Here is a 10,907-nt window from a genome sequence, read left to right as displayed (position 1 = left end):
TGGAGCGGGTGATGGGAATCGAACCCACAACATCAGCTTGGAAGGCTGAGGTTTTGCCATTAAACTACACCCGCATATATTCGTAAATTAATGAAATGTTGATGCGGCCGAGAGGACTTGAACCTCCACGGGATCTCTCCCACTAGGCCCTCAACCTAGCGCGTCTGCCATTCCGCCACGACCGCTTGGGTTTGATTTCATTAATCATTTATTTTAACAACGTACTCTATTGTAACACTCTCGTAATATCATGTCAATAACTTTTTAAAAGTTTTTAACAAAGCGTTAAAGTTCGTTTCAAATATTTAATGTCGTTTTTTTAGGACATGAACTATCATATAACATTCTCAGAGTTGAGTCAACACTAAAGTTCATATTTCCTTATTTTTATTTTAATCGTAGTAAAAACCGAGCATCCAAGGCATAACACCTTAGATACTCGGTATTGATTACTATAATTTCTTTTGTAGTTTTAACTTACCGTGACAATGACCACAAACCATCTTTCGTGTATTCACTTTTTTAATGCGCAAGAAAGATTTTTTGCATGATTGACATTGATATACATAGTTCGCCCGTTCTTCATAACTTTTAACAGCACTGCAAAATCTTGGTGCACCAACTTTTTGACTTAACTGCTTAAATTCTTTGTCTTTATGTTGGTAACCTCGTTTTTGCAGATGGAGATGATAATGACATAGTTCATGTTTGATAATATCAATAATAGCCGCTTCTCCAAACTGTTCATATTGTTTCGGATTGATTTCGATATTATGAGACTGCAACAAATATCTTCCGCCTGTTGTTCTTAACCTATTATTGAAATAAGCCTCGTGTTTGAATTCCCATCCAAATGATTGTCTGGAAATTTTCTCTGTAAGTTGTTGCAACTTCTCATTATCCATCCAGTTATTACTCATTAGGATTAATCATTGTCAATGAAACTTTATTTTTTACTGTATCTGTATCAAGTACCCAAACATCTACAATATCTCCTACATTGACAATATCCATTGGATTTTTCACGAAACGTTTCGCTAATTGAGATATATGCACTAAGCCATCTTGTTTAACACCGACATCTACAAATGCACCAAAGTCAACGACATTTCGAACAGTACCGCTCAATTTCATTCCTTTGGTTAAATCTTCTAAAGATAATACGTTGGATTTTAAAATCGGCGTTTCATATTCATCACGTGGATCTCGATTAGGTGCAATCAACGCAGCCACAATGTCTTCTAGAGTTGGTAGACCTACGTTTAATTGCTCAGCAGATTGTTTTAAGTCTAGTTTGTTCAATACCTCTTTAAGATGTGTTGTACCTAGATCTTCTGCACTCAAACCTTGTTGCTCTAATAATTGATATGCAATCGCATAACTTTCAGGGTGAATTGATGTATTATCTAACGGCTCTTTACCATTTACAATACGTAAGAATCCGATACTTTGTTCAAACGTTTTAGGGCCTAGACGTTTTACTTTGGCAATTTGTTTGTGATGGTTAATGACACCATTTTCTTCGCGATAATCAATAATGTTTTGTGCGATTTGCGGTGATAAACCTGAAACATGTTGCAATAATGAACGTGAAGCTGTATTCACATCTACACCAACTTGGTTAACGGCTGTTTCTACTACGAAATTCAAAGCATTTTCAAGTGCTTTTTGGTTAACATCATGTTGATATTGACCTACACCAATTGATTTTGGATCAATTTTTACTAACTCACTCAACGGATCTTGTACACGACGTCCTATGGAAACAGCACTTCTTTCTTCTACTTGGAAATCAGGAAATTCTGTTCTTGCGATTTCAGATGCAGAATAAACAGACGCACCCGCTTCGTTCACAATAATAAATTGAACATCTAAGGTATGTTTTTGAATTAAGTCAGCCACAAATTGTTCAGTTTCACGACTTGCCGTACCATTACCAATAGCTACTAATTTAACATCATAATCATTGATAAATTGTAAAAATGTTTTTTCTGCTTGCGCTGTTTTTGAAACTGGAGGATGCGGATACATCACACCTTTTGCAATAAACGTACCATACGGATTAATTACAGCCAATTTGCACCCTGTTCTAAATGCAGGGTCAACACCTAAAATTTGTTTTCCTTTCAATGGTGGTTGTAATAATAAATGTTTTAAGTTAACACTGAATACATCAATCGCATGATTCTCAGCTTTAGTCGTCAAATCAGTGCGAATTTCTCGCTCGATTGATGGCATAATCAAACGTTTCATACTATCTTTAATTGCCGCTTCAATATAAGTTGTACCTTCATGCTGACCTTTAATTTCTTGGCGTGCAATTTCTCTTTCTAATGAATCTGTATCCATTTCAATCTTCACTGATAATACTTTTTCTTTTTCGCCGCGATTCATCGCTAATATTCTATGGTTGGCTATTTTATGAATCGGCTCTGAAAATTCATAGTACATTTCATATGTCTTTTTCTCATCTTCTGCTTTTTTCTTTTTCTGACTTGTGATGAGTCCTCGTTTTTGTGTCTGTGTCAAAATTTTATTTCTGTATTTAGGATTATCAGAAACCCATTCTGCAATAATATCTTGTGCACCTGCTAACGCATCAGCAACTGATGTCACTTCTTCATTTAAAAATGCTTCTGCATAAGTTTTAGGTGATTGATCAATACTACTTTGCATCAACCATTTTGCTAAAGGCTCTAATCCTTTTCGTTTAGCTTCTGTTGCACGTGTTTTTTTCTTTTGTTTAAACGGTCTATATAAATCTTCCACACGTTGCAACTTCGTTTGTTTTAAAATATCCGCTTTTAACTGGTCATCTAATAAACCTTGTTGTTCTATGTTATGTAAAACTTCTTCTTTTCTCTTTTGAAGCTGTTCCATGTAATGATATTCGTCGGCAATCTTTTTAATTTCGACCTCATCTAGTCCACCTGTACGCTCTTTTCGATAACGTGCGATGAATGGAACTGTGTTATTTTCTTCTAGTAATGCTAGCACTTCAGTAATTTGTTTTTTTGAAAAGTGATGTTGTTTTTCAATTGAGTTGATTAATTCGTTATTCAATATCTGCACCTCAAATTCATTTTCTTGTTTCCATAGTATCATAAGAATAGAAAAAGACTGAAATACATAATGTATCTCAGCCCTTTCTAAAGATTGCGATTCTTTATTTTCGGCATTATTTCTTCGCCGCTTGTTGTAACTTTTTAATTGCATTACGTTGCAATCGTGAGACATGCATTTGACTTAAGCCAATGCGTTCACCTGTTTCTTTCTGACTTAACCCTTCAATGAAAGTACATTGAATAATTTCACGTTCACGATCAGATAAAATAGGTAAGATTCTTTCTAAAATCATTCGTTTCTCGGTTAAATCATAACCATCTTCTTGCTCACCCATAATATCAAGTAACGTGACCGTTGAACCATCCTTATCTGCCTCAATGGAATGGTCTACACTTAACGCATTGTAACTTTGTCCCATTTCCATCGCTTCTAATACTTCTTCTTCTGTAACTTCTAATCTATCTGCGATTTCGGCAATTGATGGCGAACGTTCAAGTTCATTTGTTAATTCATCAGTGGTCTTTTTAATTCTTGGACCAATTTCTTTGATACGTCTTGGAACATGAACGCTCCAAGTCTTATCTCTTAAGTATCTTTTAATTTCACCGATTACCGTAGGCACCAAGAAGGCTTCGAACTTTCTGCCAAAATTGATATCAAATCGATTTATGGCACCAATAAGTCCTACCATTCCTACTTGAACCAAGTCTTCATGGTGTGATTGTCCTTTTGAATATTTGAAAGCTAAAGATTCAATCAATTTTTGATAATGTCTGACAAGTTTGTCTTGGGCACTGGTATTTTCTTCATTCTGATGTTGTCTGATCCATTCGTTGATTTGTTGTGGTGAAATATCGTTAGTTGATTTCGACTCTTTCGCCATTATTGTGCACCTGCTCTTTTTTTATATACTTGATCATGCTTATCGTTACACCATTGTCCTTGTTTACTTTAACTTCATCCATCAATGACTCAATTAAGAATAAACCTAATCCGCCTTCTCTTAAGAAGTCTATATTTTCATTTTCACTGTATGGACCAAGTTCTTTTTTCTTCTCTTCGTAATCGAAGCTCTTGCCTTGGTCAGAAATAACAACTCTAATTTTATCATCGTAAATTTCAAAACATAAATAAATAGAGGGATCGATTTCTTCTTCTTTGTATGCATGTTTTACAGCATTTGTGACTGCTTCACTTACCGCAATTTTAGCATCTTCGATATCTTCATATGAAGCACCCGCACGTGAAAACACGCCCGATAATGTTAATCGGATTAAACTGACATATTCAGCTTGTGCCGGCAGCTTCATTTCAATTACATTCCGCTTCGCTTCCATGTCATTCTACCTCCGATCCTTCATTTACGTGCATCAAGTCGCTTAAACCTGTAATTTCGAATAAACGGCTGATACGTTCTGAAGCGCCGATAATATATAATTCTTTATCATTTTGATTTAATGCTTTCAATGTTCCTACAAATAAACCAAGTCCAGTGGAATCCATGTAACTTACATTCGTCAAGTTAACATATACGTCATGTGTACCCTCTTGTTTAATTGGTGTTAAAACTTGTTCCAATTCAGGTACAGTATAAACGTCTAGTTCTCCTCCGACTTTAATTTCATAATACCCATCATGTTCTTGTGTCTCTATATTCAAATTCATTCAGTGATACACTCCAGTCTGTTCATATTTCAAACACTAGTTTACCCATTTTGTTTAAAGGTTAATCATTTTTATTTAATTTACTCGCTTAATAATTAAGATTGTTAAGTCATCACGCTTGCCTGACTTTTGAATGCCAAGTAAATCTTCATACAATAACTGTACAATATCTTGCGGATGCAGATTTTTATACTTATGTATAAAATCTAATAAATAATCTGTCTCTATAAATTTACCGTTTTCATCCCTGATTTCAGTCACACCATCAGTAAAGATAATAATCAAATCATTTAAATGAATTTGAATTTCCTGCTGCTTGTAACGTTCTAATTGTCTAACGCCAAGTACACGTCCTTTGACAGAGATTTCTTCAAATCTGTCTTCGGCAGCTCTGAAAATATAACCTGGTTCATGACCTGCCGAACTGCAGTATAATAAATGATTCATTTCTTCATATAAGCCGTAGAACATTGTCACAAACATATCTTGGTTGACGTTTTTCTCAACTACACGATTCAGACGTTTTAAACCATCACTTGGTAATTGTGAATGCCCATATGAATCCATTCCGAATTTAATCATACTCATTGCGAGCGCTGCAGGAATACCTTTACCAATGACATCTGCTACCGCAAAACTCATCGTTCCATCTTTATGATCAATTAAATTAAAGTAGTCCCCACTTACTTTTTGTGCTGCAACAGAAATAACCCCAATTTGAATACTGTCGAATTGAGGTATCTCAGTTTGCAGCATCGTTTGTTGTAAACGTGAAGCTAAATCCATTTCTTTATCATGGTAATAGAGTTTATCTACCATTTCTTGATAATCTTGATAGCTATATCCGAAAATACTTGCGATAATTTTCAATAACTCAAATGTAGCGAAGACTTGTTCTTTAGTTAAGTTCATTTCTTTGGCACATTCTCTATGAATATCAAGTACATCTTCTGCATGGATATGTTTTTCTAAAATTTCTTGACCGAAGCCTTCAAATTGCTTAATAACCGTTTCCTTATTATAGGACTCTACATAAGACTTCATTAATTGCATATATCTTTTTTTGAAATTTTCCAATTGCGTTGTCCCTCTCTTTATACCAGTTTCGCCGTCTACCCAGTAACCACACATACTTATTTAAATCTTGTTTGATGAAATAAAAAGAGGTCGAAAGTCACATTTCAGCACCATAGTAAAATGCTGTATCACACTATGATAAAAATCGAGCAATAAGCAAAGTTGCTAAGCAGGCTGAAAATGTTGCTTCACCTCTTTTAAATCGTTCATTTGAATGAACTGGATTGTTCAGCATAAACTGATACAACCACTTCTCATTTAGTTGTTTACACATATGATTGAAATCGGTTCCTAATTTTTATGTGTCAAGCCTAAACTAATTCCAATCGCGTTATCAATTTCTTTCATCTTCTCATCTGAAAGATAAGTCAATTTCTCTTTCAAACGTTTTTTATCAACTGTTCTAATCTGTTCAAGTAATATAACAGAATCTTTGTCTAATTTGTATTTACTCTTTTCAATTTCAACATGTGTTGGAATTTTCGCCTTATTAATACGCCCAGTAATCGCGGCTACAATTACCGTCGGACTGTACTTATTGCCAGTGTCATTTTGTATAATTACAACAGGTCTAACTCCCCCTTGTTCAGAACCTTGCACTGGTGATAAATCAGCTAAATAAACATCGCCTCTCCTCATCATTCATCCTTATCAAATGTAAGATAAGATTCATTGCAATCACAGGCTTCACATTCCACTGAAAATGCCTCCGTTGCTAGGGAGAGATTCAAATCAGCCATTTGTGAATAGCCTTCTTTTAATGACTGTTCCAAACTATAGCTTCTATTCTGATTAAAAGTTGACATAGGTAAGACCTCCAAGAAATAAAGAACTTCTAAACTAATATTCAAATTAATCATAACAAATTTCAAAATTCATGACCATACTATTTTTGCAATTCGTTGACAATATCAAATTCTTTTTCTGGTTCGTAGATTCTTGGCACACGTCTACCGATACGACAAAGCACTTCATAATTGATAGTTTGTTGTTGATGTGCCAATGAAGTTAATGATTCAGGTCCTTGATGTTCGCGGTTCAATAACGTTGCTGTATCCCCAACTTCAAATGTGTCATCTTCTGGTAAAACCACCATCATTTGATCCATACAAACACGTCCGATAATTTCACAATGATGGCCATTGATTTCTACTGTTGCTCCTTGCATCATGCGTGGGAATCCATCTGCATAACCCACACCTAAAATAGCGATTTTCAATGCTCGGTCAGCAGTAAAGGTAGAACCATAGCTGACAGTATCCCCTAAGTTTAAACGTTTGATTTCCATAATTTCGGTTGCCCAGTAAGCGCTTGGATAAAGCACTGCATTTGTCACTTCTTCTACATATTCAGACGGGTAATAACCATATAACGAAATACCAGTACGCACCATATTACAAATAGGTGCTTCATGCAGAATTGTACCTGCAGAATTTTGAGAATGGACATAAGGAGGATGTGGTAATGTATTCACCCAATCTTCAAATAATTGGTATTGTTCATGTGTATGTGGTGAATCTTCATCTGCTTGCGCAAAATGAGTAAACACACCTTCAAAAACTAATTGATCATGTTGACTGATTGTATCAACGATTTTTTGATAATCCTCAAGTGTCTTAATACCTAGACGCCCCATGCCTGTATCAATTTTGACATGCAGCCATAAATCTTTTTTATTTTCAGGCTCAATCTGCTCTATTACCGCTTCCAACCATTGGTATGAAGGAACGGTTAAGGCAACACGATGTTGAATCGCTTTATTAATATCATTCGGCATAACGACACCTAATATTAAAATTTTGGCGTCTATCCCATGCATGCGCAATTCAATTGCTTCGTCTAATGTAGCGACCGCAAAAAATTCTGCACCGTGTTTTTCTAGATAATGTGCAACTTTCACACTGCCCAGTCCATATGCATTTGCTTTAATGACAGGCATTACTGTTTTGTTTGGTTGTAGTTTTCCTAGTACTTGGTAGTTTTTTAAAATCGCTTCTAAGTCTACCTTTAAATACGTAGGGCGATAAAATTTATTCGCCATAGCGTCATCTCCTTTAACCAAGTAAAATGTATTACTACTATAATACTTTCTGACTCATTTTATCAATACTCAATTTATTTTATATTTTTTCAAGCAATACTTGGCTTGTCGCATAATTTTTCGTGTGAGAGATACTGACATGAACTTTGAATCCTTCAAAGTGAATATAAGGACGACCTAATTCATCATTCTTACAATTAATATCATGGAAACTGATTTGTTTGCCGATGCCTGTACCTAACGCTTTACTGAACGCTTCTTTACATGCAAAACGTCCAGCTAAAAATTCTGCTTGTCGTTGTGGATGTGAAAATGAATGAAACTTGCCCAGTTCATCTTGACTCAATACTTTTTCTGGAAATCTCTTCTGACGTTCTAACATTGTTTTGATACGATCGATTTCAATCAAATCGATACCTATACCATAAATCACATTATTCACCCTCTTCTTCTTCTGACATCTCATTCTTATCATGAATATGTTTAATATCATACATGATTTGTTGGGCTGTTTCTTTATTTATCAACAATATCTCACTATCTCCGCCTGCTGTTGATAGTGTCAAAGTTGCTAATTTCCATTTACGCATCAGCCAACCTTCATTAATATCTATATTTTGAATTCTGAATAAAGGGATATATTTTAAACTTACAAAAATCATACCTTCTTGAACTAGAATTTGATTGGTTTCCAATAAATAACCATGTTGCTTATTTTTCAGCCAAGGATTAAGCAAGCATGTCCATATGAATACAAATAATACTAACACAATCGCAATAATCACAATCCACTTCAACGCACCTTTAGACAAGAGATGCAGCCAAAGATACTCTACAGTAATTAATGCTGCAAAGACTAAAACAATCAGTAATGTTTGGATTAAACCTGAAATCAATAACACTTTCTTTCCTTCTTGCGCCATTCTATGCATCGTCATCCTCCTCCACATACCATTGTTTTAGTTGCTCTGCTGCTTCATTGTCTATAAATCGTAAGCCTATGTCCATACTCCCTAGACCTTTTGCAGCTGAAAATGCAAAATCAGACAAACCTACGCGTTTCATAAACCAGTTCTGTGATTTATCAAACCCAAGTAACTTATCTTTTTTCGCGTAAAAATAACGCGTTCTCATTAATTGAGATTTTTTTACAGTTAAAGTTGTTCGATCTGTTTTAAATCCTGAGTAACGAACCGTAATAATACTGTTAATCAAGACTAAAAGACATGCAATTAGCGCTAGTGCTAAATACCACCATGACCAAAAATATGTACTTATAATACCAGCAATTAAAAGCATGCCCATCCCAATTTGCGCATGACGACGAATACCGCCAAATGGCAATCCTGTTTCAACTTCTTCAAACGCAATGGAAGGAACTAATTGCTCAATCATACGATAAGCTTTTTGTCGTTTTACAAAAGGCAAAATCATAATATCACCAGAAGCCGTTGTGGAACCTTCTGTCTGTTTTGCGTCACTTGTAATAATAAAATATACAGACGTATAACCGATAAAGCGACGTATAAATGATTGTTTTTCTACGACAGCTTGAATTCTGCGTGTAGCGACGTTAATGGTTTTCACATTCAACAAGCCATAACGGATATGCAACTGTTCATTCTTCTCACTTAATGTATAGCCATAGTACCGGACAAATTCTATAATAACACCGATAATATAAGCTAAAAATAAAGAGAGAATAATTAATCCTGCTACGACTAAATATGCAGCTTGTGCAATCCAATCAAATTGATGAAACAATTTATCCCAAGGGATAATTTCTTGGAAAGTACCTAAAAGAGGTCCTAAAGTAACTAAAGCAATTCCGATAGAACCACTGGATAACGCCATAAAGATTAATTCTTTCAACGAGAGTTTAAAAATTTGTGTAGATTGCTCCGTTGTCATTGTATGAGACGCTGGTTGTTCCTCTTCACTCGTTTCACCCATTAATTCATCTTCATAATCTTTTGTTGCTTGCTCTGATCTGACTGCTTGTTCTATTAAATTGAATTGATTTTTTGAGACAATTTGTAACTTGATACCATCACTAGGTGTTTTAATTTCCATGATAACACCACCGAAGATTCGATTGACGATATCTTGTGAGGAATCAAAGGCTTGTATTCTTTGAATATCCAACTCTTTACGTTTTTTATTAAACACACCTTTTGTCACAACGAAATGATGCCCTTCTATCCAATAGCGTGTAGAATACACTTCTAATGCATTATAGATAAAAGAAAATAAAAATATAGCTGTTAAAAAAGCTGGCCATATATACGATTTTACATCGGTAAAGTTAAAGTTGTTGATATTGAAAATAAAAATAACAATGACGACTATATTTTGCTTAATTGTAGTAATCAATCCTGTGAGATAAGACAACGGGTGCAACCTTTGTGGACTATACATCTGCATCTACCTCCTCAAGTCGGCGCATACAAACGGATTCTATAGATATTGCTTCATCTTCTGTCAATATCGGTAATGTGACAACATGACCTGCAGTAATAATAGAAAGTTTATAAAGTTTGAACGCTAATAAAATAGGGCCACTTTCTCTTTCTACATATTGTATTCTGTCATATTTAAGCACTTGTTGCTTTTGAAAGAAGAATCGTGACTCAATTGATACATAATGTTCTTGCAATAGATAAAAGCGATAGTTCCATATAATCCAAGGATGGATGATTTTATATAGGAAACTCATGGCCAATAAAATGATAAGCAGGTTTAGCACCCAAGGTGACCACGTAAAATGATGATACAAGAATACTAAGCCGCTAAAAACTAATATTTCTATTAAAAACTCAATGAAATAGCGGATGTAATAGTACCCTACTACGCGGCGTGGACTTTTTTTAGACATAAGGTCACTTCGCACCTTTCTATGTATTTTAGCTATCAGTCATATTTTAACAATGATTAACATTATTTTGTTAAAAATTTATAGATTTCTATAAATAGAAAACCGCTTCGAATTTCTTCGAAACGGTTTGAAATCATTGGGTATTCTTATTTTTGGGCTCTATAATAAATTCGGTTGATGAGA

General features: G+C 34.9%; 13 protein-coding genes and 2 tRNA genes. All 15 read right to left on the bottom strand.

The genetic code is table 11. The features are described 5' to 3' along the window. Positions 1 to 74: transfer RNA gene (locus HMPREF2937_RS07515), tRNA-Gly, on the bottom strand. Positions 75 to 102: 28 nt separating this feature from the next. Continuing rightward, positions 103 to 185: transfer RNA gene (locus HMPREF2937_RS07510), tRNA-Leu, on the bottom strand. Positions 186 to 452: 267 nt separating this feature from the next. Then, on the bottom strand, positions 453 to 905 hold the full coding sequence (locus HMPREF2937_RS07505; protein ID WP_002481745.1) for a SprT family protein: 453 nt from the start codon (positions 903 to 905) through the stop codon (positions 453 to 455). 7 nt (positions 906 to 912) lie between these two features. Continuing rightward, on the bottom strand, positions 913 to 3,063 hold the full coding sequence (locus tag HMPREF2937_RS07500; protein WP_070848600.1) for a Tex family protein: 2,151 nt from the start codon (positions 3,061 to 3,063) through the stop codon (positions 913 to 915). A gap of 115 nt (positions 3,064 to 3,178) precedes the next feature. After that, positions 3,179 to 3,949 carry an RNA polymerase sigma factor SigB gene (sigB, locus tag HMPREF2937_RS07495; RefSeq protein ID WP_002481747.1) on the bottom strand — a complete coding sequence of 257 codons (771 nt, stop codon included), beginning with the start codon at positions 3,947 to 3,949 and terminating at the stop codon, positions 3,179 to 3,181. Beyond that, positions 3,924 to 4,403 (bottom strand): anti-sigma B factor RsbW, encoded by a 480-nt coding sequence (rsbW, locus tag HMPREF2937_RS07490; protein WP_023016096.1) that lies wholly within the window; start codon positions 4,401 to 4,403, stop codon positions 3,924 to 3,926. The genes sigB and rsbW overlap by 26 nt, the downstream gene beginning before the upstream one ends. A gap of 1 nt (position 4,404) precedes the next feature. Then, the gene (locus HMPREF2937_RS07485) at positions 4,405 to 4,731 is read right to left on the bottom strand and encodes an anti-sigma factor antagonist (protein WP_002481749.1); all 327 of its coding nucleotides are present in this window, start codon (positions 4,729 to 4,731) and stop codon (positions 4,405 to 4,407) included. Positions 4,732 to 4,806: 75 nt separating this feature from the next. Further along, positions 4,807 to 5,808 (bottom strand): SpoIIE family protein phosphatase, encoded by a 1,002-nt coding sequence (locus HMPREF2937_RS07480; RefSeq protein WP_070864325.1) that lies wholly within the window; start codon positions 5,806 to 5,808, stop codon positions 4,807 to 4,809. Positions 5,809 to 6,099: 291 nt separating this feature from the next. Further along, on the bottom strand, positions 6,100 to 6,450 hold the full coding sequence (locus HMPREF2937_RS07475) for a type II toxin-antitoxin system PemK/MazF family toxin (RefSeq protein ID WP_031262808.1): 351 nt from the start codon (positions 6,448 to 6,450) through the stop codon (positions 6,100 to 6,102). Further along, the gene (mazE, locus tag HMPREF2937_RS07470; protein ID WP_023016097.1) at positions 6,447 to 6,614 is read right to left on the bottom strand and encodes a type II toxin-antitoxin system antitoxin MazE; all 168 of its coding nucleotides are present in this window, start codon (positions 6,612 to 6,614) and stop codon (positions 6,447 to 6,449) included. Before mazE ends, HMPREF2937_RS07475 begins: the two co-directional genes overlap by 4 nt. Before the next feature lie 80 nt (positions 6,615 to 6,694). Then, a complete protein-coding gene (gene alr, locus HMPREF2937_RS07465) occupies positions 6,695 to 7,849 on the bottom strand; it encodes an alanine racemase (RefSeq protein ID WP_070864324.1) in 1,155 nt (384 codons plus the stop codon). A 79-nt stretch (positions 7,850 to 7,928) separates the two neighbouring features. Then, positions 7,929 to 8,282 carry a holo-ACP synthase gene (acpS, locus tag HMPREF2937_RS07460; RefSeq protein ID WP_070864323.1) on the bottom strand — a complete coding sequence of 118 codons (354 nt, stop codon included), beginning with the start codon at positions 8,280 to 8,282 and terminating at the stop codon, positions 7,929 to 7,931. Between the two features lies 1 nt (position 8,283). Beyond that, the gene (locus HMPREF2937_RS07455; RefSeq protein ID WP_083326919.1) at positions 8,284 to 8,781 is read right to left on the bottom strand and encodes a PH domain-containing protein; all 498 of its coding nucleotides are present in this window, start codon (positions 8,779 to 8,781) and stop codon (positions 8,284 to 8,286) included. Beyond that, the gene (locus tag HMPREF2937_RS07450) at positions 8,774 to 10,267 is read right to left on the bottom strand and encodes a PH domain-containing protein (protein WP_070864321.1); all 1,494 of its coding nucleotides are present in this window, start codon (positions 10,265 to 10,267) and stop codon (positions 8,774 to 8,776) included. The genes HMPREF2937_RS07455 and HMPREF2937_RS07450 overlap by 8 nt, the downstream gene beginning before the upstream one ends. After that, positions 10,260 to 10,724, bottom strand: a complete 465-nt coding sequence (locus HMPREF2937_RS07445) for a PH domain-containing protein (protein ID WP_060804059.1) — start codon at positions 10,722 to 10,724, stop codon at positions 10,260 to 10,262. The genes HMPREF2937_RS07450 and HMPREF2937_RS07445 overlap by 8 nt, the downstream gene beginning before the upstream one ends. Between the last annotated feature and the right edge of the window lie 183 nt (positions 10,725 to 10,907).

It is taken from the genome of Staphylococcus sp. HMSC061G12, assembly GCF_001838465.1.
GTDB classification, from domain to species: Bacteria; Bacillota; Bacilli; order Staphylococcales; family Staphylococcaceae; genus Staphylococcus; species Staphylococcus simulans.
The sequence above is the reverse complement of the archived record's forward strand: the minus strand, read 5'-3'. Positions and strand labels throughout refer to the sequence as shown.

Coding starts and splice junctions, on each gene's coding strand:
- HMPREF2937_RS07505 (WP_002481745.1), bottom strand. CDS start 905: ATGGATAATGAGAAGTTGCAACAACTTACAGAGAAAATTTCCAGACAA.
- sigB (WP_002481747.1), bottom strand. CDS start 3,949: ATGGCGAAAGAGTCGAAATCAACTAACGATATTTCACCACAACAAATC.
- rsbW (WP_023016096.1), bottom strand. CDS start 4,403: ATGGAAGCGAAGCGGAATGTAATTGAAATGAAGCTGCCGGCACAAGCT.
- HMPREF2937_RS07485 (WP_002481749.1), bottom strand. CDS start 4,731: ATGAATTTGAATATAGAGACACAAGAACATGATGGGTATTATGAAATT.
- HMPREF2937_RS07475 (WP_031262808.1), bottom strand. CDS start 6,450: ATGATGAGGAGAGGCGATGTTTATTTAGCTGATTTATCACCAGTGCAA.
- mazE (WP_023016097.1), bottom strand. CDS start 6,614: ATGTCAACTTTTAATCAGAATAGAAGCTATAGTTTGGAACAGTCATTA.
- alr (WP_070864324.1), bottom strand. CDS start 7,849: ATGGCGAATAAATTTTATCGCCCTACGTATTTAAAGGTAGACTTAGAA.
- HMPREF2937_RS07455 (WP_083326919.1), bottom strand. CDS start 8,781: ATGCATAGAATGGCGCAAGAAGGAAAGAAAGTGTTATTGATTTCAGGT.
- HMPREF2937_RS07450 (WP_070864321.1), bottom strand. CDS start 10,267: ATGTATAGTCCACAAAGGTTGCACCCGTTGTCTTATCTCACAGGATTG.
- HMPREF2937_RS07445 (WP_060804059.1), bottom strand. CDS start 10,724: ATGTCTAAAAAAAGTCCACGCCGCGTAGTAGGGTACTATTACATCCGC.